This is a genomic window from Burkholderia sp. AW49-1 (assembly GCF_053427845.1).
Genome location: NZ_JBSAXF010000006.1, coordinates 275,990 through 299,011, shown reverse-complemented (window position 1 = coordinate 299,011; position 23,022 = coordinate 275,990). Strand labels below are relative to the sequence as shown.

The window sequence follows — 23,022 nt, the reverse complement described above, 5'->3', positions numbered from 1 at the left end:
GAATGGAACTGCGCTGGCAGGATGCCTACCAACAATTCAGCGCCGCGGAAGATGAGCAGCAGCTCTTCCAGCGGATCGCCGCTTATTCTAAACGCCTGGGCTTCGAATATTGCTGTTACGGCATTCGCGTGCCGCTGCCGGTGTCGAAGCCGGCCGTGGCGATCTTCAATACGTATCCGGACGGCTGGATGGCGCACTATCAGGCGCAGAACTACATCGAGATCGACTCGACGGTTCGCGACGGCGCGCTCAACACCAACATGATCGTCTGGCCGGACGTCGACCGGATCGATCCGTGCCCGTTGTGGCAGGACGCGCGCGACTACGGGCTGTCGGTGGGCGTCGCGCAGTCGAGCTGGGCGGCGCGCGGCGCGTTCGGGCTGTTGAGCATCGCGCGTCATGCGGACCGGCTCACGCCGGCCGAGATCAACATGCTGACGCTGCAGACCAACTGGCTCGCGAACCTGTCGCATTCGTTGATGAGCCGCTTCATGGTGCCGAAGCTGTCGCCCGAGTCGAGCGTCACGCTGACCGCGCGCGAGCGCGAGGTGCTGTGCTGGACGGCCGAAGGGAAGACAGCGTGCGAGATCGGCCAGATCCTCTGCATCTCGGAGCGCACGGTCAACTTCCACGTGAACAACATCCTCGAGAAACTCGGTGCGACCAACAAGGTCCAGGCGGTCGTCAAGGCGATCGCGGCCGGACTCATCGATACACCCTGACCCGGCGCTGGCCGCGGGGCGGTCGTGCCGCGCCGGCCGCCGCCGCTCACTCCATCATCGGCTCGGCTTCCTTCGCGGTCCAGCTCACGCTGGAAATGCTCTTCTCCATGCTCATCCGGCTCGCGATCTGCTCGAGCTTCTGCTGATCCTTCGGGTGCAGCTTCAGCGTCGCGGTCACCTTCAGGCGGTCCGGCTGCTCGGGCACGTCCTCGCTCGTCAGGCTCTGGAACGACAGCGGCTTCGCATACATCGCATTCGACAGCAGCGTGCGGATGTGCACTTCGTCGTCGGCCAGGCAGATCACGGTGATCTGGTATTCGCGCACGAGATCGGCGTTCGACACGGGGGTCGCGTTGATCGCCTGGCTGACGCCGCGCAGCACCGTGTTGGTGAGCAGCACGACGCCCGTGCCGGCCAGTGCCGGCACGAAGTGACCGGAGCCGGCCAGCACACCGACGGCGGCCGAGCACCACAGCGTCGCGGCCGTGTTGATGCCCTGGATCGAGCCCTTGTCGCGCATGATCACGCCGCCGCCGAGAAAGCCGACGCCCGACACGACGTAGGCGGCGATCTGCGTGACGCCGGCCACGCCGTTGCCGGTCAGCACGCCGAGCGTGACGAACAGGCAGGCGCCGCTCGCGACGAGCGTGATCGTGCGCAGGCCCGCCGTGCGCTGCCGCATCTGGCGTTCGAGGCCGATCGCGACGCCGCAGGCGAACGCAGTGAAAAGACGGAGTGCGAAATCGAGAGTCATGTTTGTCCTGCCGTGCCAAGTGCGCATGCCGGCCCGCGTCGCGGCGGCGTGAGGCCGAACGCGGCACGATGGCCGTCGTCGCGCGGTACTGTACCGCGCGAATGCGTCATTCAGTGTGAAACGGGGGGCGTGCGGGCTCGCGGAACGCGAGCCGCGGCAGGAGAACTGCGTCGGACAGGCGTTCAGGCGGCAAGCGGCGCACGCAACGGAGTGCTGCAACTGTCCACGATGGTTCCTGAAGGAAGAATGGGCGGCATTCTAGTGGGCTGCCCGCGCGGGCGTCAACCCGTCCGGCGGCCGGCCGCGAACGGCCGGTGCGTCGCTGCGACGGTCATTGCGACGCGCCGATCGTCCCCGTCGCGAGCGCGAGCGCGGCGGCGGCCGACAGGGCGCCGGTGTAGCTGTCGACTTCCGCATTGCGGGCCGCGAGCAACTGGCTTTGCGCGATCGTCGCATCGGTGACCGAGCCGACGCCGTTGCGGTACGCGGTCAGCGCCGCGTCGTAGCTCGTCTGCGCGGCATCGACGAGCGCCTTGGCCGCGTCGTGCGACGCGAGGCTCGTTTGCACCGCGTTCTGCGCTGCGACGACCTGGCGGACGGCTTCCTCCTTGGTCCGCGTGAGGCGCGCGGACGCGCTTTGCGCATCGTTGCGCGCCTGCATCAGCACCGCCGAGCGCAGGCCGCCGTCGTACAACGGGATCGTCACGCCGAGGAACACGCCGCCGCCGTAGCGGCTGCCGTTCAGGTTCACGGTCGGCGCCTGGTCGCCGATCGCGGGCAGCGCGGTGATCGCCGTGCCGCCGCTGGCATACGACGTCGAGGCCGACAGGAAAATTTTCGGCATGAACGCGGCTTGCGCGGCCTTGATCTTCGCGCGGTTGGCCTGCTCGAGCGCATACGCGCCCTGCAGGTCGGGGCGGCGCGCGATCGCGTCCGACACGATCGCGTCGACCGACGAAGCGAGCGCGGGCGGCAGCGGGCGCCTGGGGAGCGCAGCGATCGACGGCTTCGACAGCGGCGAGATGCCGAGCGCGGAAACCAGCGCGAGGTAGCCGTCGCTTTCCGCGCCGTTCGCCTGCACGAGCGCGAGATTCGCCTGCGCGCGATTCTGCGTCGCCTGCGCGAGTTCGACGACGGTGCCGACGCCTTGCCTGAGCCGCGCGCGCGACGCCGCGAGGATCGCGTCGGCGTTCACCAGGCCCTGCTGGGCGCTGGCCGCGCGCGAGCGGGCGGCTTCGTAGCGGTAATACGCGACGGTCACGTCGTGAATCACCTGCTGGTGCACGGCCGTGAACGCGACGTTCGATGCGACCGACGCCTGCTCGGCCGCCTCGACGCGCGCCGCGCGGCCGCCGAAATCGAACAGCAGCCATTGCAGCGACAGCGCCGAGATCGTGCCGTGTACGGTCGTGTTGCTCGACGCGTCGCCGAGGATCGTCGACGTCGAGCCGTGGCTCGTCTGGTACGCGCCCATCGCGGTCGCGGACAGGTTCGGCAGGTACGCGGCCTTCGCGATGCCGACCGCGAGCGCGGCGTTGCGCGCATCGTTCCATGCGATGCGGGTCAGCGGGTTCGTCGATTCGGCGAGATCGATCAGCTCGGGCAGCGTATACGGATGCGCGGCGTCGAGCGTGGCGGGGGGCGACACCGACGCGAGCGCGGGCCAGGCCGGCAGCGTGTAGTCGTGCGGCGCACGTTGCGCGGACGCAAGCGGCGGGGCCGGCACGATGTCGCCGGCGGCCGACGTTTGCGGCTGCCACGGGCGGTCGGGCGCCTCGGGCGCCAGATCGACCGACGACGTGGCGCAACCGGTCAGCGCGATGGCCGTCGCGAGCACGGTGGCGGCGATCGGCGCGGCCGGCGGTTCAGGGACGCGCATGAGGGGCAGGCTCCTTCGGGGTGGCTGAACGCGCGGCGTCGGCGATGTGCGCGAGCCGCGTGTCGATCAGGTCGAGCAGCGCGTCGCGTGCAGGATCAGTGGAGGTGGCGGCCGGCGCGATTGCTGCGCCTGCCGTCGACGACGGTGGCGCCGAAGCGGCGTCGGCAATCGGGTCGCCGTCGCGCAGTTCGACCACGCGTGCGAGCCGCGCGCCGATCGCCGCATCGCCCGGCGTGCGTTCGGCGAGCAGGAACAGCGGGCCTTCGAGCGCGCCGAGTTCCGCAAGTGCGCGTCGCCGGGTCGCGAGCCACGTGGCGGCGGGGCGCACCCACGACGGTTCGTAATGGATCAACCCGAGCTCCTGCGCGATCGCGCCGTGGCGCGCGAAGGCTTCAGCGGCGAGCGTGCGGCGTTCGGCCGGCTGCACGACCTGCGCGATACGGCGCCACTGGTCGAGCAGCGCCGCGAACGCGACGTCGACCTGCTTGCCGATGCTGACGGGCCAGATGCGTGTGAACACGAGATACACGACGACGTTGCCGAGCAGGATGCCGATCGTGCGATCGCGCGCGAGCGTGAGGTCGAAGCCGGGGCCCGCGCCCTGGATCACGCACAGGAAGAACGCGAACGCGACCTGGAAGCCCGCGTACGCGATGCGCGGCGAACCGAAGGCGACCCACGCGGACAGCCACGCGCCGACGAACACGAGGGCCATCAACTCGCCGATCGACGACAGCGCCGGCACGACGAACACGAGCGCGGCGGTCCCGATCAGCGCGCCGACGATGCAGCCGGCGATCCGCAGCGTGAGTTTCTCGACCGTTTCGGCCGTCGAGCCGAGCGACACCATGTAGCAGGTGATGAAGCAGGTGTGGATGCCCGCCCAGTCGAGCTGCGAATACGGCAGGTAGCAGAACATCGCCGCGACGGTCGTCTTCAGCGCGTAGCGGATGTGGTCGGGGTTGGTGCGGGCGTCCGGCAGGAAGAAGCCGCCGCGTGGCGCGGGCGGTGCGGCGGGCGCGTTCGTCGGCGAAGCGGATGCGTCGGTCGGTGCCGCGGCCGGTGTAGCCAGTGCGGTCGGCTCGGCGAAATGCGTGATGGCCGCATGCAGGTCGGTTGCGACGACGTGCGCGAGCGACGGCAGCGTATCGGCCGGCGGCAGTGCGAGCGTCACGTCGACCGGATAGCCGCCCTGTTCGAGGATGCCGGCCATCTCGTCGAGCGTCGCCGCGGCCGGTTCCGCGAATGCGGTGGGCAGCCTCGCGTCAGGTTCGCGGTCGGCGAGCGCGACTGCGACGAGCAGTGCGGTGCTCGACGCGATGGCCTGTCGTAGCGCAGGTGCATCCGCAGCTCGCGTCGATCCTTCGAGCGTCGACAGCTTGAGCCACGTGAGCAATTGCTTGTCGCCTTCGCGCAGGCTCGCGTCGAAGGCCGTGCGTGCGTCTTCGTCGCCGCGCAGCCGCCGCGCGGCGAGCCGCAGCCGTTTCGCCAGCTGCGCGAGCGCGAGCTTGCGCGGCGACGACGCGATCAGCAGGTTGACGACGATCGCGACGCCGACCGGAATCGCGACCATCAGCCATGCATAGAGCAGTGCGCGCGTCGCGGCTTCGCCGACCGGCGCGAGGCCGAGCTCGTCGAGCCCGAAGCCGACGATCATCGCGAGGATCGCGCCGACGGGGCGCAGCTTGCTCGCCGACGTGAGATAAAGCAGCCCGACCGACAGCACGGCCATGCACGCGACGCGCAGCACCGAATACTCGATGCTGAAGATCGCGACGCCGATCACGAGCGCGATCACGACCGTGACGAGCAGCAGCATCGCGACCGCGAGCACGACGCTCGTCACGCGGTCGGCGCGATTCAGGAAGAACACGACGTATGCGGAGATCGCGGCTTCCGGCGTGCCGTAGCCGCTCGTCACGAGCACGACGAGCGCGCAGATCAGCGCGACCCGCACGGCCATCGCGGCGCGCCCCGGAAACGGCGCGAGCAGTCGCAGGACTTCGCGCGGGCCGGGCGAGCGGACTTCAGCGGCAGGCCGAGCCATGCCGGACCTCGACGATCGCGCTCGCGCCGACACGCACGAGCTTGCCGTCGGGTTCGTCGAGCTTCACGCGCACCGGGAAGCGCTGCGCGACGTGCACCCAGTTCACCGAGCGCTGCACGATCGGCAGCGTGCGCGGCAGGTTGATGCGATCGCTGTCCGCGATGCCGGCGCCGATGCCGACGACCTTGCCCGTCAGCGGGCGGCTGCGGTCGATCATCGAATAGACGGTCGCGCAGTCGCCGACCGCGATGCGGTTCAACGACGTTTCGCGGAAATTGCCGACGGCGAACCATTCGCTCGCATCGATCAGCGTGAAGATCGACTGGTTCGGCGCGAGGGTTTCGCCGGCGAGCACGGTCAGGCCCGTCACGAGCCCGTCGTGCGGCGCGCGCACGACCGTATCGTCGAGCGCGTGCTGAGCGCGGGCGAGCGCGGCTTCGCGCGCATGGAGCGTGGCGATCGCGTCGGCGTCGTCGCCGATCGTCTGCGCGGACGAGCGCTGCTGTTCCTGCGCCTGCGCGAGCGACACGGCCGCGTCACGCTGCCGGACCTTCGCCTGGTCGAACTGCTGCGCGCTGACGTAGCCCTGCGCGGCGAGCGGCGCGAGCCGGTTCACGTCGCGCGTCGCGAGATCGTGATTCTGCGTCGCGCGCTTGACCTGCTCGGCGGCCACGGCCGCGTTCGAGCGCTCGCCGATCAGCGACCGGCGGCGCGTGTCGAGCGACGCGCGGGCGAGCTCGACATCGGCCTGCGCCTGCGCGACCGTCAGCCGGTACGGCACCGGATCGATCGCATACAGCAGGTCGCCTTTCGCGACGCGCTGGTTTTCGTGTACCGCGAGCTGCACGATGCTGCCGCCGACGGGCGACGCGACGTGCACGACGTCCGCGTCGATCGATGCGTCGTCGGTGGACGGGTAGGCCGTCGTGCGGTGGTACGCGTACGCGAGCGCCGCGATGCCGAGCGCGACGATCGCCAGTGCGATCACGCGGCCTTTCACGGACGGGCGAGCGATGCCGGCGGCCTTCATGCGAACGGCCCCGTGCCGGCGAGCCACACGATCACGGCGACCACGAGCCCGATCGCGGTGCAGACGGCGAGCTGGTAGGGCACGGTGGCGGCCCAGCCGGTCGCGACGAACACGCGGTGCGCGACGATCGCGCCGACGATGCCGACGATCGCGCTGACGAGCCAGAGCGGGAAATACGCGCCGAACAGGACGTACGACGGTGCGCCGCGCGACGTGCAGCCCGCGAGCGGCAGGGCTGGCACCAGGGCGGCGGCGCGCAGGGGCGCGCGCGGCGTTGTTTTTCTCATGGTGTGACGAGCTCGACGTTGGAGGTGAATGCCGGGCGCGGCGCAATGCGGTCCGTCGCCGCGACGACGATTCCGCGATACGGAGCCGATCATAAATCAGCGCGATGCGGACCGCCAGCGATGCCCGGCGTGCCTGCAGCGCGCACGGGGCCACCCGGCGCGCGCTTCGATGCGGTCGATGGCGGTTCGCGATTCTGCCAGCGCATGCGCTGGCAGGGCTGCTGACGGACTGTAAAAGATCGTCAGTCGATACCGGGCCGATTCGTTTGCCTGCCGATGAAGCGGGAATCGGCGAGCCGAATGCGGAATTGGCGCGCAACCGCGGATGAATCCGCGTTCGGGCCGCGCGGCGCGTCCGCCGTGGTCGTGACCGGTCGTGCCGGCCGGTATCTGTGTACCATCGTGCGAAGAGCGCGACGCGTGACGCGTGACGAGACCTGACGGCACGGTCCCGTCCGATGCGCGGCGCGGAAGCGGTACCGCAACGAGGATGAGCGTTCCATGCGAAGTTTCTTTGTCCGGTTCATTGCGATCGGCGTGCTGTTCCACTTGTACGTCGGGCTGCGGATCATTCCCGACGCCTTCGCGTCGCCGCTCGCGCGCACGTTCGCGGCGCTGGTGCTGGCGAGCTTCGTCGTGCTGATTCCGGTCGGCATGTTCTCGCGCCGCTTCGATGAAGGCTGGGCCGCGACGCTGGCCGGCTGGGCCGGTTCGATCGCGATGGGCTTCTTTTCGTCGCTGCTGGTGCTGACGTTCCTGCGCGAGCCGGTGCTGCTCGGCGTCGTCGCATGGCGGCATCTGGGGCATGACGGCGCCTGGAGCGGCGCGGCATCCGACACGGCGCTCGGCGTGCTGGCGGGCGCGGTGCTGATCAGCGCGATCGGATTCGTCGGCGCGCGTCGCACGGCCGCGGTCAAGCGCGTGTCGATTCCGGTCGACGGGCTGCCGGCCGCGCTCGACGGCCTGACGATCGTGCAACTGTCGGACATTCACGTCGGGCCGACGATCAAGCGGCCTTATATCGAGCGGATCGTGCGCGCGGTCAATGCGCTCGAGGCCGATCTCGTCGTCGTGACGGGCGACGTGGTCGACGGCTCGGTCAAGCGGCTGCGCGAGCACACGGCGCCGCTCGGCCGCATGCAGTCGCGGCACGGCAGCTTCCTCGTAACGGGCAACCATGAGTATTACGCCGGCGCACACGCATGGATCGACGAGTTCCGGCGGATCGGTTTGACGGTGCTGCTCAACGAGCACGTGCTGATCGAGCACGACGGTGCGCGCGCGGTGCTCGCGGGTGTCACCGATTTCACGGCGGGCGGGTTCGATCCCGCGCATCGCAGCGACCCCGAGCAGGCGCTCGCGGGCGCGCCGCGCGACGTCGCCACGAAGATCCTGCTCGCGCACCAGCCGCGCAGCGCGGAAGCGGCGAGCCGCGCCGGGTTCACCGTGCAGCTGTCCGGCCATACGCACGGCGGCCAGTTCCTGCCGTGGCCCCCGTTCGTGCGCCTGCAGCAGCCGGTGATTGGCGGACTGAACCGGTTTGGCGCGATGTGGCTCTACACCAGCCGCGGCACCGGCTACTGGGGGCCGCCGAACCGTTTCGGCGTGCCATCCGAAATCACGCTGATCCGGTTGGCATGCGGCCGCTGACGCGCTTCAGACGATGCGCGCGATATCGTCGAACTCGAAGCGCGGGCTGCGTGGGAACAGGCCCGCCGGGTCACCGTAGCCGAGGTTCACGAGGAAGTTGGTGCGGATCGCGGTGCCCGCGAAGAATTCGGCGTCGACCTTGGCGGCATCGAAGCCCGACATCGGGCCCGCGTCGAGGCCGAGCGCGCGCGCGGCGAGGATCAGGTAGGCGCCCTGCAGCGATGCGTTGCGGAACGCGGTGGCTTCGATCAGCGCGTCGTTGCCGGCGAACCAGCTGCGCGCGTCGGCGTGCGGGAACAGGCGCGGCAGGTGCTCGTGGAACGCGAAGTCCATGCCGACGATCACGGTGACGGGTGCTGCCATCGTCTTTGCAAGATTGCCTTCGGACAGCGCAGGTTTCAGGCGCGCTTTCGCTTCGGGCGACTTGACGAACACGAAGCGCGCTGGGCTCGAGTTCGCCGACGTCGGGCCGAATTTCGTCAGGTCGATCAGCCGGTGCAGCAGCGCGTCGTCGACGGGTTTGTCCTGCCATGCGTTGTGGGTGCGCGCGGTGCGGAACAGCTGGTCGAGGGCGGAATCGGAGAGCGTCATGGCGGGTCCTGGAAGAAATCGGCCGGGTCGCGCCGGCCGGCATTGCGGAAGAACGCAGCGCCCTGGGTAAGGGCGCGCTGCGACACGGCGCGATGATAGCGTGCCACGCGAAAACGCACCGGCTTCGCGATCGGCGATGCGAGCGCGCGGATGCGTGACGCGCCGGAATGACAGCGCATGGCGGCGCGCGTCGCGGTTGGCTACCATGCAGACATGGTTCTGCCCGCATCGTTCATCCCGGCCTGATTTCGACATGTCGACGCCCGATCTTTTTGCCGATACGCCCGCGCCCGACGTGGACTGGTACCCGGACTGGCTCGCGCCGACGGAGGCCGATCGCGTGCTGGCCGCGCTGGTCGACGAGGTCGCGTGGCGGCAGGACACGATTCGTACGCCACGCGGACGCATTCCGCTGCCGCGGCTCACCGCGTGGCAGGGCGAGCCCGACGCCGTCTACGTGTATTCGGGAATCCGCAACGTGCCCGCGCCGTGGACGCCGGCCGTGCTCGACCTGAAGCGTGCGGTCGAGGCGACCTGCGGCGCGCGTTTCAACAGCGTGCTGCTCAATCGTTATCGCAACGGACAGGACAGTCTCGGCTGGCATGCGGACAACGAGCCGGAACTCGGCGACGCACCCGTGATCGCGTCGGTCAGCCTTGGCGCGATGCGCGTGTTCGATCTGCGTCATCGCGCGACCGGAGTCGTGCATGCGTACCGGCTGACGCACGGCAGCCTGCTGGTGATGCGCGGCCGCACGCAGGCCGAATGGCAGCATCGCGTGCCGAAGGCGCCGGCCGTGCAGGGCGAGCGGATCAACCTGACGTTCCGGCGGGTGGTGACGGCGTAGGCGGGCGCGTAGGCGCACCGGATCGGATGGTTCGCCGCCCGGGGTCGCGACCCGTTTTTCACCTCACCGAGCCAAATGATCGTCCATGCGGCACGTTGCCGCACACCTGGTGTGCGTGCGGCGGAAATCGGCCCGTGAGGCCCGTGCCATAAGGATTTCGGGTGGATTTCATCGACCGCCGGGTTCTGATAGGCAGGTGTAAGCCCTGATGGTGCGTCGCAACATTCCTTGACTAGACTGTCGAATGGCTGAAACGCGCCGCGAACCGGCGCATCTTTTCGACATGCCCGACGCGTGGCCGATGCGACGCGCAGGGCAGGAGCACAACCCTTGACCGTACTGGACTCATCCCTCGAACCCTCGCTGCACGTCTTCGAACAAGACGGCGGATGGCAATGGGCGCTGACGGTGAAGCGGGCATCCGGCGTCGGTGTGAAAGTCGTCGCATTCAGCACGGACGGCTTCCGCGGCGAAGCCGACGCCTATGCCGCCGGCCAGCTCGCGCGCGCCGAGTATGGCGCCGCCGTGACGGCCTGATGCCGTCACGCCGGTCCCGTTCGCGGATCGGCGGGGTCTTGCGTTGTCGGTCGCTTTTCTCCTCCCTTTCCGGTTCCCCGATTCCCTCGCTTGGCCGTCGCACGTCACGCATCGCGTCGCGTGTCCGCGTGGCGCTCGCCGCGCATGCCGCCACCTCGTTCGCCGGTCGTGGATGCACCCGGCGACGTTTCGGTGGGCACTCCCGTCTATCGCTGTTATCCTTTCGATCGCATCCGGCTATATGAGGGCCCAGCGGCCCGTTCGGGCGCATCGGGCCTTCGGCTGCCCGAGCCGGATCGTGTTGATCCGCTCCGGTCGAAAATCCATAATCAAGCATTGCGGGTCGTTCGTGAACGCTTCCATTCCGTCCATGTGCAGAGGGTCAATCCACCGATGAGCGGCGCATCGAAACCGCCGGCGAAGCCGGCAAGCGCGCCGCGCGCGACAGCGGGCGACGACGTCGACCACGACGCGCCGAAGCAGGGCGCGGGCGACGACGAATCGTCGGGCGGCGCGTCGTCGTATCTGGTCCCGGGCCTCGAACGCGGGCTGCGGATCCTCGCCGAATTCTCCGCGCGCGAGCCGGTGCTCGGCGCGCCCGAGCTGTCGAAGCGCATCGGCATCCCGCGCACGACCACCTTCCGCCTGCTGCAGACGCTCGAGGCGCTCGGCTTTCTCGAGCGCGTGAACGGCGACCGCTATTTCCGGCTCGGCGTCGGCGTGCTGCGGCTCGGCTTCGAATACCTGAATTCGCTGGAACTGACCGATCTCGGCACGCCCGTGCTCGAACGGCTGCGCGACGCGACGGGCCTGTCGACGCACCTGCTGATCCGCGATCAGCGCGATGTCGTGTTCGTCGCGAAGGCGCAGAGCAACACGTCGATGTTCGGTTCGGTGAAGGTGCACGTCGGCACGCGGCTGCCCGCGCACGCGACCGTGCACGGCCATGTGCTGATGGGCGACCTCACGCGCGACGCGTTGCGCCAGCTGTATCCGGAAAAACGGCTCGAACAGTTCACCGAGCGCACGCCTGGCACGGTCGACGAGCTGTACGAGCGCGTGCGTCACTACGCGCGGCTCGGCTATGCGGTCAGCGAGGCCGCGTTCGAGAGCGGCATCTCGGCCGTGACCGCGCCCGTGCGCGACCATTCGGGCGCGATCGTCGCGGCGATCACCGCGACGGTGCCGCGATCGGAGATCGGCGAGGCCGGCGAGAAGGAGCGGCTCGTCGAAGCGGTGTGCGGTGCGGCGGTCGACCTGTCGCAGCGCCTGAACTACCGGCCGCTCGAAAGCGATCCGACGTTCGCGCACGCGCGTCATCGGGTCGCGATGTTCTGATCCGTGGCGCGAGCACGCGTTATCCATCCAACGCCAATGAAAAAGAGCAGCCCGCGGGCTGCTCTTTTCGTTTCCGGCCCCGGGCGCGTGCGCCCGTCGCCGCTCAGAACGAATGGTGGATGCCGGTCAGCACGATCACCTGGTTCGCGGTGCTCGACGCGCCGGCCGTGAAGAACGCGGCCTTCGCGCCGCCCGAACCGTGCTCGTATAGCACGTTCGCGTACAACTGCGTGCGCTTGGATAACGAATAGATATCGCCGAGCTCGACCTGCGTCCAGCGGCGGCCGGCCAGCGTCGTGGTCGCCGCGCCACCCGCGATCGTGTTGAACGCGCTGCTGCGGTAGTTCACACCCGCGTCGTAGCTCTGGAACGTGTCGGAAAACCCGTTCGACTGCATCTTCGTGCGCGTGTAGAGGCCGTGCACGAGGAAGTCGCCGAACTGGTACGACGCGCCCGCGCCGATGTTCTCGACCTTGTTCGCGATATAGCCGTTCGCGGTGTTCTGCCCCTGGAACGATGTGATGCCCGTCTGGCCGATCAGGATCGAGCGGTCGTGCTCGTTCGAATACACGGCCGACGCCTTGAACGGCCCGTTCGCATAGTTCAGCGCGACACCGACCGACTTGCCGGTCGAGAAATTCGTCGTGTTGCCGAACGCCATCATCGCCGCGGCCGAGAAGCCGGCGAAGCTCGGCGAACGGTACTTGACCGCGTTGTTGTACGGCACGTTGCCGGTCGCGGCGAGCCCGTCGATGTTGCCGGGGTGGAACGCGTACCAGCTCATCGCGAGATACGCTGTGCTGAGCGGATCGAGGTAGTCGAACGTCAGCGGCGTCTGCCGGCCGAGCGTCAGCGTGCCGTAGCGGTCGGAGCTGAGGCCGACGAACGCCGCGCGGTTCCAGATCGTGTTCGCGGTCGCGAACTGGCCGTTGTTCGTATAGAAGCCGTTTTCCAGCTGGAAGATCGCCGACAGGCCGCCGCCGAGGTCTTCCTTGCCTTTCAGGCCCCAACGGTCGGGCTGCGTGTTGCCCTGGATCATTGCCCACTTCGCATGGCCGCCGACGTTGTTCACATAGGCGACGCCGGCATCCATGCTGCCGTAAAGCACCACGCTGCTCTGTGCCCAGGCGCCCGACACCGCACCCATTCCGATGATTGCTGCTGCTACCGCGTGCTTGACCATTTGATCTCCTGACTCTCCAAACCTGATGAGGAACGTACCGTGGCGGCGGGCACGAGGACGGCCGGCCGTCGCACGCTTTCTTCACCACTGGTGGGCATTTTTATGTTCCATATAAGGAACAACGTGCCTCTGATGGAATGGAGTATAGAGGCGTCCCGCAAAGTATCAAAAATAAATTTATCGGGCCGGATGGGCTCGAAGACGATCCGCAACAGCAGGTCGAGAATCCTGGAAATCGGGCTTAAACCCCTGCAATAAAACAAAAAATCACAATTGACGCGAGTGACGGGCCCGACCGTCGACCGGTCGGTCGGTGTTTTCCCTAGGACATGCAGCTTTTTGTTTTACTCGTGGAAGGTCGCTCCTATAATCACCATCCATAAACTGCTGTTCCGGATATGGAACAAATCCGGAGCGAACCGAGAGTCGATCAGAAGGAAGGGTGTGAGATGTCTGAACAATGGGTTTGCGCCGGGCACGCCGGCGCGCTGTCGGAAGACACGCCGATCGAGTTCAAGCGGACCGACGGCGTCGAAATCGGGATCTACCGCGTCGGCGACGAGGTGTATGCGCTCGAGAACGTGTGTCCGCATGCATACGCGCTGCTGACGCAGGGGTTCGTCGACGAAGGCACGGTCGAATGTCCGCTGCACGAGGCCGTGTTCGACATCAAGACGGGCGAATGCCTGAAGGGCCCGGGCGGCCGCGCGCTGAAGCAGTACGCGGTGCGGCTGGCCGGCGAGGAAATCCAGATCAAGGTGGAATGACATGAAAGAAGCGACCGTCAACTTCAATCCCTTCCTGAAGCCGTGGGTGGCGCCGCAGCCGAACAACGTCGCCGGCAAGGGGCAGATCGAGATCCCGGGCCAGGTCGAGAACCGCGTCTGGCAGAACCGCAAGGCCGAGCCGACCCAATATGAAAACGACCTCGGCGATGCGCTCGAACGCGTGTTCGAGAGCGGCGCGACCGAGCTGGACGATGTCGTCGCGGGCCTGAACCGCATCGGCTTCCGCGCGCCGGACGGCACGGCGTGGACGCCCGAGCGCTTCCGCGCCGAAATGGCCTCGCTGGCGGAATGAGCGCACGCGACGCGTGACCGCCGACCCGACGACAACCGCATCCGGAGCACACTGATGACGTCCCCCGCACAACACGAAACACAACACGACCCGGTCCGCGACTATCTCGATCGCGGCATCAAGAACTACTGGTATCCCGTTGCCCCGAGCTGGCAGGTGTCGAACGCGCCCGTCGGCCTCACGCGCCTGTCCGAGCAGATCGTGCTGTGGCGCGATCACGAGGGCAAGGTTCACGCGCTGGAAGATCGCTGCCCGCACCGCGGCGCGCGCCTGTCGCTCGGCTGGAACCTCGGCGGCAACATCGCCTGCTGGTATCACGGCATCGAAGTCGACGGCGGCGGCACCGTCAATCGCGTGCCGGCGGTCGCGAACTGTCCGCTCGAAGGCACGAAGTGCGTGAAGTCGTATCCGGTCGAGGAGAAGGCCGGCGCGATCTTCCTGTGGTTCGGCGACGAGGCGCATGGCGAGCCGGCGCCGCTGAACCTGCCGGAAGAACTGGTCGCCGAGGAATACGGCCACTTCCTGTGCGTGTCGAACTGGAAGTGCAATTACCAGTACGCGATCGACAACGTGATGGACCCGATGCACGGCGCGTATCTCCACGCGACGTCGCACTCGATGGCCGAAGGCGACAAGCAGGCCGACATGCGCGTGCGCAAGACGGAAACGGGCCTGATGTTCGAGAAGATCGGCCAGCGCGACGTGAACTTCGACTGGGTCGAGCTCGGTGAAACGGGCTGCCTGTGGATGCGTCTCGCGATTCCGTACAAGCAGAAGTTCGGCCCGGGCGGCAACTTCGGGATCATCGGCTTCGCGACGCCGGTCGACGGCGACAACTGCCAGGTCTACTTCTGGCGCACCCGCAAGGTCAGCGGCTGGCAGCGCGACGTGTGGCGCTTCATGTACCGCAACCGCCTCGAGGGCCTGCATTGGGACGTGCTCGAGCAGGACCGCTACGTCCTCGAGAGCCTCGCGCCGCACGCGCGCGATCACGAATACCTGTATCAGCACGACGTCGGCATCACGCGCGTGCGCCGGATGCTGCGCCAGCGCGCGCAGGAACACCTGTCCGCGCTCGACGCGCACCGTGCGGCGCAGGCCGCATCGGAGCCCGCGAATGGCTGAGTTCGCACCGGTGGTGTCGCTGCCGGGGCGCCGCGTGCTCGTCACGGGCGGCGCGCGCGGTCTGGGCGCGGCATTCGTGAAGGCGCTGGTCGCCGCGGGCGCGCAGATCGCGTTCGGCGACGTGCTCGTCGAAGAGGGCCGTGCGCTGGCCGCGCAACTCACGCAAGCCGGCCACACCGCGCATTTCTTCGCGCTCGACCTGGCCGATCCGGCGAGCGTCGACGCATTCGTCGCGCAGGGTGCGGCGGCGCTCGGCGGCATCGATGCGCTGATCAACAACGCGGCGATCACAAACTCGGGCGGCAAGCTGTCGACGGAACTCGACGTGTCGACCTGGGATGCCGTGATGAACGTGAACGTGCGCGGCGTGTGGCTCGTCAGCAATGCGGCGCTGCCGCACCTCGCGCAGTCGGGGCGCGGCGCGATCGTGAACCTCGCATCGGACACGGCGCTCTGGGGCGCGCCGAAGCTGCTCGCGTACGTCGCCAGCAAGGGCGCCGTGATCGCGATGACGCATGCGCAGGCACGCGAGTTCGGCGCGCACGGTGTGACGGTCAACGCGATCGCGCCGGGGCTCACCGAAGTCGAGGCGACGGCCTACGTGCCGGCCGAACGGCACGCGTTCTACATGCAGGGCCGCGCGCTGACGCGCGCGCAGGTGCCCGACGACGTGACGGGCCCCGTGCTGTTTCTGCTGTCGGACGGCGCGCGCTTCGTGACGGGTCAACTGCTGCCGGTGAACGGCGGCTTCGTAATGAATTGAATTGAAGTTTTCACTCTGAATGAAGGAGAGGACGATGGCGGACGCAGATCTCGAACGCAAGTCGTGGGACCAGCCGGACGGCGCAAGCTTCGGCGACTGGATGGAAGGGCGTGTCGCGCGCTACGCGACGCGGCGCTACGACTGGGACGCGCTGAAGTTCCAGGCCGACTACGACCCGAAGTATCGCCGTGCGCAGATGCGCTACGTCGGCACGGGCGGCACGGGCGTCGCGAAGGACGTCAACACGGTGCCGGCCGGCAACTTCACGTTTTCGACGATGGTCATTCCAGCCGGCAACATCGGCCCGAGCCACATCCACATCGACGTCGAGGAAATCTTCTTCGTGCTGCGCGGCAAGATGAAGGTGATCTGCGAGCGCGACGGCGAGACCTGGGAAGCGATCCTCGGCGAGCGCGACCTGATCTCGGTGCCGCCGGGCGTGTATCGCACGGAAATCAACATCGGCGAGGAAGACGCGCTGATGTGCGTGATGCTCGGTTCGCCGAAGCCCATCACGCCGACGTATCCGCCGGATTCGCCGCTCGCGAAGATCAAGCGCTGAGACGGGGCGGAGCAAGCAATGAGTGTCATCGACAAACGTGAACGCGACCGCACCGCGGCGTTCGCCGCGCTGCTCGGGCAGTTTCCCGAACGGCGCTGCGCGGCCGGCGCGGCGGGCACGATCGGTTATCGCGAGGCCGGCGCGCAGCATGCGGGCCACGCGCTGCCCGTCGTGCTGCTGCACGGGATCGGCTCGGGCGCCGCATCGTGGGTGCGCCAGCTCGACGCGCTCGGCGCGTCGCGGCGCGTGCTCGCGTGGGATGCGCCCGGCTACGGCGTGTCGACGCCCGTGCACGGCGCGTCGCCGGCGGCCACCGATTACGCGGCGTCGCTGAACGCGTGGCTCGAGGCACTCGGCATCGAACGCTGCGTGCTGGTCGGGCATTCGCTCGGCGCGATCGTCGCGGGCGGGTTGGCCCGCGTGATGCCCGCGCGGATCGCCGGCCTGCTGCTGATCTCGCCCGCGGGCGGTTACGGCAGCGCGCCCGCCGAGACGCGCGACACGCGCCGCGATGCACGCCTTGCCATGCTCGAGGAACTCGGCCCGGCCGGGCTCGCCGAGCAGCGCAGCGGCAACATGCTGTCGGGTTTCGCGAGCGAGGATGCGCGTGCGTGGGTGCGCTGGAACATGGCGCGCATCGTGCCGGCCGGCTATGCGCAGGCCACGCATCTGCTCGCGAACGCCGATCTCGCGTCCGATCTCGCCGGCTTTCGCGGCCGCACCGCGGTGGCGGTCGGCGCGAACGACGCGATCACGCCGCCTGCCGCGTGCGAGCGCATCGCAGCCGCCGCGCACGTCGGGTTGCAGGTGATTCCGCAGGCCGGTCATGCGGGTTACGTGGAAGCACCGGCGGTTTATTCGTCGCTGATCGACACGTTCTGCCGTCAATGCGATCGCCAACGGGGGCTGGAATGAGCGAACCGTTGCAACAACAGGATGCGGACGCCGCGAAGTCCGAGGCCAACTACGTGGTGCCGGGCCTCGAACGCGGTTTGCGAATCCTCGCCGAATTCTCGCCGCGTGAGCCGGTGCTCGGCGCGCCGGAGTTGTCCAAGCGGCTCGGTATTCCACGCACGACGGTGTTCCGTCTGCTGCAGACGCTCGAATCGCTCGGCTTTCTCGAGCGCGCGGACAAGGATCGCAACTACAAGCTCGGCATCGCCGTGTTGCGGCTCGGCTTCGAATACCTGAGCTCGCTCGAGCTGACCGATCTCGGCCTGCCGGTGATCGAAAGCCTGCGCGACGCGACCGGCTTCACGACGCACATCGTGATCCGTGACGGCCGCGACGTGGTGTTCGTCGCGAAGGCGCAGAGCCAGTCGCCGGTGTTCAGCTCGATTCGCGTGAACGTCGGCACGCGGCTACCCGCGCATGCGACGACCCACGGTCACGTGCTGATGGGCGACCTGTCGCTTCAGGAACTGCGCGCGCTGTATCCGGAAAGCACGCTGAACCGGATGACGAGCGCGACGCCGGAGACGGTCGATGCGCTGTACGAAGTGATCCGCGAGGATGCGCTGCGCGGCTACGGCGTCAGCAATTCGTCGTTCGAACGCGGCATTTCGGTGGTCACGGCGCCGGTGCGCAACGACACGCAGAAGATCGTCGCGTGCATCACGGTGACGGTGCCCCGGCCGGAGATCGACGCGGCGCTGATCGCCGACGGCCTGATCGACAAGGTGCAGCGCGCAGCGGCAGAACTGTCGCGGCGGCTCAATTACCGCTCGGATGACGAGCACACGTTTATGAAGGCTTTAGGACTCCGATGATTGAGATCGATCTGACGGGGCAGGTGGCGGTGGTGACGGGCGGCTCGTCCGGCATCGGCCTCGCGACTGCCGAGCGGTTCCTGCAGGCCGGCGCGTCGGTCGCGATTTGCGGCCGTGACGGCGAACGCCTCGCGCGCGCGCAAGCGCTGCTCGACGAGAAATATCCGGGCGCGCAACTGCTCGCCGTGCGCTGCAACGTGCTCGACGAAGCCGATGTGGCCGCGTTCGCGCAGGCCGTGTCCGACCGCTTCGGCCGCGCCGACATGCTGGTCAACAACGCTGGCCAGGGCCGCGTGTCGACCTTCGCCGACACCACCGACGACGCATGGCGCGAAGAACTCGAACTGAAGTACTTCAGCATCATCCGCCCGACCCGCGCGTTCCTGCCGCTGCTGCGCGACGCGCAAGCGCCGACGATCACCTGCGTGAACTCGCTGCTCGCGCTGCAGCCCGAGCCGCACATGGTTGCAACGTCGTCGGCGCGCGCGGGCGTGCTGAGTCTCGTGAAGTCGCTCGCGACCGAACTCGCGCCGCAGCGCGTCCGCGTGAACTCGATCCTGATCGGCATCGTCGAGTCGGGGCAGTGGCGCCGCCGCTACGAAGCGCAAGCGCAGGCCGGCGAAAGCTGGGAGGACTGGACGGGCGCGCTTGCCCGCAAGAAGAACATTCCGCTGAACCGCTTCGGCAAGCCTGACGAGGCAGCCTGGGCACTTTTTTATCTCGCAACGCATCTGTCGTCCTACACGACGGGCAGCCATATCGACGTTTCTGGAGGCTTTGCACGCCATGTCTAAAAAAACCACGGTTGGCGAGCTGATTGCCGCCTTTCTCGAGCAGTGCGACGTCAAAACCGCATTCGGTGTCATCTCGATCCACAACATGCCGATCCTCGACGCGATCAACTCGCGCGGCAACATCCGGTATGTCGGCGCGCGCGGTGAAGCAGGCGCGGTGAACATGGCCGACGGTCTGGCTCGCGTGTCGGGTGGTCTCGGCGTCGCGTTCACGAGCACGGGCACGGCGGCGGGCAACGCGGCCGGCGCGATGGTCGAGGCGCTGACGGCCGGCACGGCGCTGCTGCACATCACGGGGCAGATCGAGACGCCGTATCTGGATCAGGATCTGGCCTACATCCACGAAGCGCCGGACCAGCTCACGATGCTCGACGCGATTTCGAAGGCCGCGTTCCGCGTGCGCACGGTCGAGACCGTGCTGCCGACGATCCGCGAAGCGGTGCGCATCGCGCAGACCGCGCCGACGGGCCCCGTGTCGGTCGAGATTCCGATCGACATCCAGGCCGCCGAAATCGAATGGCCGGAAGACCTCGCACCCGCGCACGTCGCGGTGCGCGAGCACGACGAAGCGCGCGTCGCGAAGCTCGCCGACGCGCTGGCGGCCAAGCGTCGTCCGCTGTTGTGGATCGGCGGCGGCGCGCGGCACGCCCGTGCGGAAGTCGAACGCCTGGTGAAGCTCGGCTTCGGCGTCGTGACGAGCGTGCAGGGCCGCGGCGTGCTGCCGGAAGATCATCCGGCGACGCTCGGCGCGTTCAACGTGCATGCGTGCGTCGAAGCGTTTTACAAGACCTGCGACGCGCTCGTCGTGGTCGGCTCGCGCCTGCGCGGCAACGAGACGCTGAAATACAAGCTCGCGCTGCCGCAGCCGCTGTTCCGCATCGACGCCGACGCGCTCGCCGACAACCGCGGCTATCGCAACGAGCTGTTCGTGCACGGCGATTCGAAGCGCGTGCTGGCCGAGCTGGCCGATCGCCTCGAAGGCCGCCTGTCCGTCGATCCGCGGTTCGCGGCCGATCTCGCGGCGGCGCGCGAGCAGGCCGTCGCCAGCGTGTCGGAAGGCCTCGGGCCCTACAAGAAGCTGGTCGATACGTTGCAGGGCGCGGTGGGCCGCGACTACAACTGGGTGCGCGACGTGACGATCTCGAACAGCACGTGGGGCAACCGCCTGCTGAAGATCTTCGAACCGCGCTCGGGCGTGCATGCGCTCGGCGGCGGCATCGGCCAGGGCATCCAGATGGGCATCGGCGCGGCGCTGGCCGGCGCGGCGGCGAAGACGGTCTGCCTGGTCGGCGACGGCGGCCTGATGGTCAACGTCGGCGAGCTCGTGACGGCCGTGCAGGAAAACGCGAACGTGATGATCGTGCTGATGAACGACCAGTGCTACGGCGTGATCCGCAACATCCAGGACGCGCACTACGGTGGCCGCCGCTGCTTCGTGCAGCTGCACCAGCCGGATTTCGCGCAGTTCTGCGCAAGTTTCGGCCTCACGCACTACCGGATCTCGTCGCTCGACCAGGCCGAAGCGATCGTGCGCGAAGGCATCGCGAAGGAAGGGCCGGTGATGGTCGAGGTCGACATGCTGTCGGTCGGCTCGTTCGCATCGGCATTCGCGGGCCCGCCGGTGAAGAAGGAAGAAACGCCGTCGGAGCGGCAGTATGCGTAACGGCCACGCCCGCGGGCATGCGCCCGTCGACATCGCGATGATCGGCTTCGGCGCGATCGGTGCGGCGGTGTATCGCGCGGTCGAGCATGACGCCTCGTTGCGCGTCGCGCACGTGATCGTGCCCGAGCACCAGCGCGACGCGGTGCAGCGCGAGCTCGGCGGCGCGGTGGAGGTCGTGTCGTCGGTCGACGCATTGGCCCGCCGCCCCGAATTCGCGCTCGAGTGCGCGGGTCACAGCGCGCTCGTCGATCACGTCGTACCGTTGCTGAAGGCCGGCACCGATTGCGCGGTGGCATCGATCGGCGCGCTGTCCGACCTCGCGCTGCTCGACGTGCTGTCGCGGGCCGCCGACGAAGGCGACGCGACGCTGACGCTGCTGTCCGGCGCGATCGGTGGAATCGACGCGCTGGCGTCGGCGAAGCAGGGCGGCCTCGACGAAGTGCTGTACGTCGGCCGCAAGCCGCCTCTCGGCTGGCTCGGCACACCCGCCGAGGCGTTGTGCGACTTGCGCGCGATGACCGAAGAGAAGGTCATCTTCGAAGGCACCGCACGCGACGCCGCACGGCTGTATCCGAAGAACGCGAACGTCGCGGCGACGGTCGCGCTCGCGGGCCTCGGCCTCGACGCGACGCGCGTGCGCCTGATCGCCGATCCGGCCGTCGCGCGCAACGTGCACCGCATCACCGCACGCGGCGCGTTCGGCGAGATGTCGCTCGAAATGAGCGGCAAGCCGTTGCCCGACAACCCGAAGACGTCCGCGTTGACCGCGTACAGCGCGATCCGCGCGCTGCGCAATCGCGCGGCCCGCTGCGTGATCTGAGCGGGCGACGCAGCCATTCGGGCCATTGAACGGCCGCCGGCGCCACGGCGCGGGCGGCTGCGCAGAGACAGATTTGTGGGACTTGTGACATGACTCCATTCGATACGAGCCTCGTACCCAACGGCGACATCCTGATCGGCGGCGAGTGGCGGCGCGGTCGCGGCGCGCCTTACGCGAGCATCTATCCGGCCGACCAGTCGCTGAACATGGAAGTATCGACGGCGAACGCGGAAGACGCGGCCGACGCCGTCGTGGCCGCCGACGCCGCGTGGCGACGCGCCGACTGGGCGGGCCTCAAGCCGCACCAGCGCGCGCTGGTGCTGTACCGCATCGCCGACCTGATCATGCAGCGTCACGAGGCGCTCGCGAACCTGCAGCGCCGCGACAACGGCAAGCCGATCGGCGAGACGCGCGTGCTGGTGGCGAGCGCGGCCAACACGTTCCGTTATTTCGCGGCGTGCCTGGAAACGCTCGACGAAGAACTCACGCCGTCGCGCGGCGACTACCTGACGATGAGCGTGCACGAGCCGATCGGCGTGATCGCGGCGATCACGCCTTGGAACTCGCCGATCGCATCCGACGCGCAGAAGCTCGCGCCGGCGCTCGCCGGCGGCAACGCAGTGGTGCTCAAGCCGGCCGAAGTCACTCCGCTCGTCTCACTCGCGCTGGCGCGCATCTGCGAGGAGGCCGGCGTGCCGAAGGGCGTGCTGAGCGTGCTGCCCGGCAAGGGCTCGGTGATCGGCGACGTGCTCGTGCGCCATCCGCTCGTGAAGAAGGTGTCGTTTACCGGCGGCACCGAAGTGGGTCGCGGCATCGCGCGCATCGCGGCGGAAAAGCTGATGCCCGTGTCGCTGGAGCTCGGCGGCAAGTCGCCGACGATCGTGTGCGACGACGCGGATCTCGATCACGCGGTCAACGGCGTGCTGTACGGCATCTTCAGTTCGTCGGGCGAGGCGTGCATCGCGGGTTCGCGGCTGTTCGTGCAGCGCTCGGTGTACGACGAATTCATGAAGCGGCTGGTGGCCGGCGCGCGCAAGCTGCGCGTGGGCGACCCGACGCGGCCCGACACGCAGATGGGCCCGCTGATCACCGCGAAGCATCGCGAATCGGTGGAGCGCTACGTCGCGCTCGGGCTGGAGGAAGGCGGCCGTCTGCTGTGCGGCGGCGAGCGGCCGTCGGGCGACGGGCGTGAGGACGGCTTCTTCTACCAGCCGACGATTCTCGAAGGCTTGCCGAACAGCGCGCGCATCTGCCAGGAGGAAATCTTCGGACCGGTGCTGGTCGCGATGCCGTTCGACGACGAAGCGTCGCTGATCGCGCAGGCGAACGACAGTGTGTTCGGCCTTGCCGCCGGCATCTGGACGCGCGACTACAAGCGCGCATGGCGCATCGCGCGCGCGCTCGAGACGGGCACCGTCTGGATCAACACGTACAAGCTGTTTTCGATCTCCACGCCGTTCTCGGGCTGGAAGGAGAGCGGGATGGGCCGCGAGAAGGGCCGTCTCGGCATCCGCGAGTACATGCAGCAGAAGAGCCTCTACTGGGGCTTGAACGACGCGCCGCTGCCGTGGGCGAACTGAG

General features: G+C 68.3%; 24 protein-coding genes. 16 read left to right on the top strand and 8 right to left on the bottom strand.

All coding sequences use genetic code 11. The annotated features are described in order from the left end of the window. Positions 1 to 2 precede the first annotated feature (2 nt). Positions 3 to 722: an autoinducer binding domain-containing protein gene (locus ACV22W_RS13040; protein WP_448019663.1), complete on the top strand. Its 720-nt coding sequence runs from the start codon at positions 3 to 5 to the stop codon at positions 720 to 722. A gap of 46 nt (positions 723 to 768) precedes the next feature. Here the strand turns inward: ACV22W_RS13040 and ACV22W_RS13035 are convergent, their stop codons facing one another. The 5 genes from ACV22W_RS13035 to ACV22W_RS13015 all read right to left on the bottom strand — a co-directional run bounded on the left by ACV22W_RS13035 (position 769) and on the right by ACV22W_RS13015 (position 6,719). Continuing rightward, a complete protein-coding gene (locus ACV22W_RS13035; protein ID WP_059526501.1) occupies positions 769 to 1,476 on the bottom strand; it encodes an MgtC/SapB family protein in 708 nt (235 codons plus the stop codon). A 331-nt stretch (positions 1,477 to 1,807) separates the two neighbouring features. Beyond that, on the bottom strand, positions 1,808 to 3,355 hold the full coding sequence (locus ACV22W_RS13030) for a TolC family protein (protein ID WP_448019661.1): 1,548 nt from the start codon (positions 3,353 to 3,355) through the stop codon (positions 1,808 to 1,810). Beyond that, positions 3,342 to 5,402 (bottom strand): FUSC family protein, encoded by a 2,061-nt coding sequence (locus ACV22W_RS13025; RefSeq protein ID WP_448019659.1) that lies wholly within the window; start codon positions 5,400 to 5,402, stop codon positions 3,342 to 3,344. Before ACV22W_RS13025 ends, ACV22W_RS13030 begins: the two co-directional genes overlap by 14 nt. After that, on the bottom strand, positions 5,383 to 6,432 hold the full coding sequence (gene mdtN / locus ACV22W_RS13020; protein ID WP_448019657.1) for a multidrug transporter subunit MdtN: 1,050 nt from the start codon (positions 6,430 to 6,432) through the stop codon (positions 5,383 to 5,385). The genes ACV22W_RS13025 and mdtN overlap by 20 nt, the downstream gene beginning before the upstream one ends. After that, positions 6,429 to 6,719 (bottom strand): hypothetical protein, encoded by a 291-nt coding sequence (locus ACV22W_RS13015; RefSeq protein ID WP_059698283.1) that lies wholly within the window; start codon positions 6,717 to 6,719, stop codon positions 6,429 to 6,431. Before ACV22W_RS13015 ends, mdtN begins: the two co-directional genes overlap by 4 nt. A 501-nt stretch (positions 6,720 to 7,220) precedes the next feature. Between ACV22W_RS13015 and ACV22W_RS13010 the strand changes: the two genes are divergently transcribed. Then, positions 7,221 to 8,369, top strand: coding sequence for a metallophosphoesterase (locus tag ACV22W_RS13010; RefSeq protein WP_448019656.1), 1,149 nt, complete (start codon positions 7,221 to 7,223; stop codon positions 8,367 to 8,369). Between the two features lie 6 nt (positions 8,370 to 8,375). Here ACV22W_RS13010 and ACV22W_RS13005 read toward each other — a convergent pair whose 3' ends face one another. Then, the gene (locus ACV22W_RS13005) at positions 8,376 to 8,960 is read right to left on the bottom strand and encodes a malonic semialdehyde reductase (RefSeq protein ID WP_448019655.1); all 585 of its coding nucleotides are present in this window, start codon (positions 8,958 to 8,960) and stop codon (positions 8,376 to 8,378) included. Beyond that, positions 8,957 to 9,139, bottom strand: a complete 183-nt coding sequence (locus ACV22W_RS13000) for a hypothetical protein (RefSeq protein ID WP_448019654.1) — start codon at positions 9,137 to 9,139, stop codon at positions 8,957 to 8,959. The genes ACV22W_RS13005 and ACV22W_RS13000 overlap by 4 nt, the downstream gene beginning before the upstream one ends. A 74-nt stretch (positions 9,140 to 9,213) precedes the next feature. On the opposite strand from ACV22W_RS13000, the gene ACV22W_RS12995 reads away from it, so the two are divergent. From ACV22W_RS12995 to ACV22W_RS12985, 3 genes are all read left to right on the top strand, one after another. Next, positions 9,214 to 9,807, top strand: a complete 594-nt coding sequence (locus tag ACV22W_RS12995; RefSeq protein ID WP_448019652.1) for an alpha-ketoglutarate-dependent dioxygenase AlkB family protein — start codon at positions 9,214 to 9,216, stop codon at positions 9,805 to 9,807. A gap of 330 nt (positions 9,808 to 10,137) precedes the next feature. After that, positions 10,138 to 10,344, top strand: coding sequence for a hypothetical protein (locus ACV22W_RS12990; protein WP_448019650.1), 207 nt, complete (start codon positions 10,138 to 10,140; stop codon positions 10,342 to 10,344). A 393-nt stretch (positions 10,345 to 10,737) separates the two neighbouring features. Then, positions 10,738 to 11,682, top strand: coding sequence for an IclR family transcriptional regulator (locus ACV22W_RS12985; RefSeq protein ID WP_059526468.1), 945 nt, complete (start codon positions 10,738 to 10,740; stop codon positions 11,680 to 11,682). Positions 11,683 to 11,785: 103 nt separating this feature from the next. On the opposite strand, the gene ACV22W_RS12980 is transcribed toward ACV22W_RS12985, so the two are convergent. Next, entirely contained in the window at positions 11,786 to 12,865 is a 1,080-nt protein-coding gene (locus ACV22W_RS12980; RefSeq protein ID WP_448019648.1) for a porin, read from the bottom strand. A gap of 449 nt (positions 12,866 to 13,314) precedes the next feature. Between ACV22W_RS12980 and ACV22W_RS12975 the strand changes: the two genes are divergently transcribed. The 11 genes from ACV22W_RS12975 to ACV22W_RS12925 all read left to right on the top strand — a co-directional run bounded on the left by ACV22W_RS12975 (position 13,315) and on the right by ACV22W_RS12925 (position 23,021). Beyond that, positions 13,315 to 13,632: a non-heme iron oxygenase ferredoxin subunit gene (locus tag ACV22W_RS12975; protein WP_006758060.1), complete on the top strand. Its 318-nt coding sequence runs from the start codon at positions 13,315 to 13,317 to the stop codon at positions 13,630 to 13,632. Position 13,633: 1 nt separating this feature from the next. Then, positions 13,634 to 13,945, top strand: a complete 312-nt coding sequence (locus ACV22W_RS12970) for a recombinase-like helix-turn-helix domain-containing protein (protein ID WP_059526461.1) — start codon at positions 13,634 to 13,636, stop codon at positions 13,943 to 13,945. A 54-nt stretch (positions 13,946 to 13,999) separates the two neighbouring features. Next, entirely contained in the window at positions 14,000 to 15,070 is a 1,071-nt protein-coding gene (locus ACV22W_RS12965) for an aromatic ring-hydroxylating dioxygenase subunit alpha (RefSeq protein WP_448019646.1), read from the top strand. Further along, a complete protein-coding gene (locus ACV22W_RS12960) occupies positions 15,063 to 15,833 on the top strand; it encodes an SDR family oxidoreductase (protein WP_448019645.1) in 771 nt (256 codons plus the stop codon). The genes ACV22W_RS12965 and ACV22W_RS12960 overlap by 8 nt, the downstream gene beginning before the upstream one ends. 34 nt (positions 15,834 to 15,867) lie before the next feature. Next, positions 15,868 to 16,395, top strand: coding sequence for a cupin domain-containing protein (locus ACV22W_RS12955; RefSeq protein WP_059526452.1), 528 nt, complete (start codon positions 15,868 to 15,870; stop codon positions 16,393 to 16,395). An 18-nt stretch (positions 16,396 to 16,413) separates the two neighbouring features. After that, positions 16,414 to 17,310, top strand: a complete 897-nt coding sequence (locus tag ACV22W_RS12950) for an alpha/beta fold hydrolase (RefSeq protein ID WP_448019643.1) — start codon at positions 16,414 to 16,416, stop codon at positions 17,308 to 17,310. Next, on the top strand, positions 17,307 to 18,164 hold the full coding sequence (locus ACV22W_RS12945; protein WP_448019641.1) for an IclR family transcriptional regulator: 858 nt from the start codon (positions 17,307 to 17,309) through the stop codon (positions 18,162 to 18,164). Before ACV22W_RS12950 ends, ACV22W_RS12945 begins: the two co-directional genes overlap by 4 nt. Then, complete coding sequence (locus tag ACV22W_RS12940; protein ID WP_448019639.1) at positions 18,161 to 18,958, top strand: SDR family oxidoreductase; 798 nt, start codon at positions 18,161 to 18,163, stop codon at positions 18,956 to 18,958. The genes ACV22W_RS12945 and ACV22W_RS12940 overlap by 4 nt, the downstream gene beginning before the upstream one ends. Beyond that, positions 18,951 to 20,621 carry a thiamine pyrophosphate-binding protein gene (locus tag ACV22W_RS12935; protein WP_448019638.1) on the top strand — a complete coding sequence of 557 codons (1,671 nt, stop codon included), beginning with the start codon at positions 18,951 to 18,953 and terminating at the stop codon, positions 20,619 to 20,621. The genes ACV22W_RS12940 and ACV22W_RS12935 overlap by 8 nt, the downstream gene beginning before the upstream one ends. Further along, positions 20,614 to 21,441 carry an aspartate dehydrogenase gene (locus tag ACV22W_RS12930; protein WP_059526438.1) on the top strand — a complete coding sequence of 276 codons (828 nt, stop codon included), beginning with the start codon at positions 20,614 to 20,616 and terminating at the stop codon, positions 21,439 to 21,441. The genes ACV22W_RS12935 and ACV22W_RS12930 overlap by 8 nt, the downstream gene beginning before the upstream one ends. 89 nt (positions 21,442 to 21,530) lie before the next feature. After that, positions 21,531 to 23,021, top strand: coding sequence for an aldehyde dehydrogenase (locus tag ACV22W_RS12925; RefSeq protein ID WP_124488176.1), 1,491 nt, complete (start codon positions 21,531 to 21,533; stop codon positions 23,019 to 23,021). The last annotated feature ends 1 nt before the right edge of the window (position 23,022 follow it).

Coding starts and splice junctions, on each gene's coding strand:
- ACV22W_RS13040 (WP_448019663.1), top strand. CDS start 3: ATGGAACTGCGCTGGCAGGATGCCTACCAACAATTCAGCGCCGCGGAA.
- ACV22W_RS13035 (WP_059526501.1), bottom strand. CDS start 1,476: ATGACTCTCGATTTCGCACTCCGTCTTTTCACTGCGTTCGCCTGCGGC.
- ACV22W_RS13030 (WP_448019661.1), bottom strand. CDS start 3,355: ATGCGCGTCCCTGAACCGCCGGCCGCGCCGATCGCCGCCACCGTGCTC.
- ACV22W_RS13025 (WP_448019659.1), bottom strand. CDS start 5,402: ATGGCTCGGCCTGCCGCTGAAGTCCGCTCGCCCGGCCCGCGCGAAGTC.
- mdtN (WP_448019657.1), bottom strand. CDS start 6,432: ATGAAGGCCGCCGGCATCGCTCGCCCGTCCGTGAAAGGCCGCGTGATC.
- ACV22W_RS13015 (WP_059698283.1), bottom strand. CDS start 6,719: ATGAGAAAAACAACGCCGCGCGCGCCCCTGCGCGCCGCCGCCCTGGTG.
- ACV22W_RS13010 (WP_448019656.1), top strand. CDS start 7,221: ATGCGAAGTTTCTTTGTCCGGTTCATTGCGATCGGCGTGCTGTTCCAC.
- ACV22W_RS13005 (WP_448019655.1), bottom strand. CDS start 8,960: ATGACGCTCTCCGATTCCGCCCTCGACCAGCTGTTCCGCACCGCGCGC.
- ACV22W_RS13000 (WP_448019654.1), bottom strand. CDS start 9,139: ATGCGCTGTCATTCCGGCGCGTCACGCATCCGCGCGCTCGCATCGCCG.
- ACV22W_RS12995 (WP_448019652.1), top strand. CDS start 9,214: ATGTCGACGCCCGATCTTTTTGCCGATACGCCCGCGCCCGACGTGGAC.
- ACV22W_RS12985 (WP_059526468.1), top strand. CDS start 10,738: ATGAGCGGCGCATCGAAACCGCCGGCGAAGCCGGCAAGCGCGCCGCGC.
- ACV22W_RS12980 (WP_448019648.1), bottom strand. CDS start 12,865: ATGGTCAAGCACGCGGTAGCAGCAGCAATCATCGGAATGGGTGCGGTG.
- ACV22W_RS12975 (WP_006758060.1), top strand. CDS start 13,315: ATGTCTGAACAATGGGTTTGCGCCGGGCACGCCGGCGCGCTGTCGGAA.
- ACV22W_RS12970 (WP_059526461.1), top strand. CDS start 13,634: ATGAAAGAAGCGACCGTCAACTTCAATCCCTTCCTGAAGCCGTGGGTG.
- ACV22W_RS12965 (WP_448019646.1), top strand. CDS start 14,000: ATGACGTCCCCCGCACAACACGAAACACAACACGACCCGGTCCGCGAC.
- ACV22W_RS12960 (WP_448019645.1), top strand. CDS start 15,063: ATGGCTGAGTTCGCACCGGTGGTGTCGCTGCCGGGGCGCCGCGTGCTC.
- ACV22W_RS12955 (WP_059526452.1), top strand. CDS start 15,868: ATGGCGGACGCAGATCTCGAACGCAAGTCGTGGGACCAGCCGGACGGC.
- ACV22W_RS12950 (WP_448019643.1), top strand. CDS start 16,414: ATGAGTGTCATCGACAAACGTGAACGCGACCGCACCGCGGCGTTCGCC.
- ACV22W_RS12945 (WP_448019641.1), top strand. CDS start 17,307: ATGAGCGAACCGTTGCAACAACAGGATGCGGACGCCGCGAAGTCCGAG.
- ACV22W_RS12940 (WP_448019639.1), top strand. CDS start 18,161: ATGATTGAGATCGATCTGACGGGGCAGGTGGCGGTGGTGACGGGCGGC.
- ACV22W_RS12935 (WP_448019638.1), top strand. CDS start 18,951: ATGTCTAAAAAAACCACGGTTGGCGAGCTGATTGCCGCCTTTCTCGAG.
- ACV22W_RS12930 (WP_059526438.1), top strand. CDS start 20,614: ATGCGTAACGGCCACGCCCGCGGGCATGCGCCCGTCGACATCGCGATG.
- ACV22W_RS12925 (WP_124488176.1), top strand. CDS start 21,531: ATGACTCCATTCGATACGAGCCTCGTACCCAACGGCGACATCCTGATC.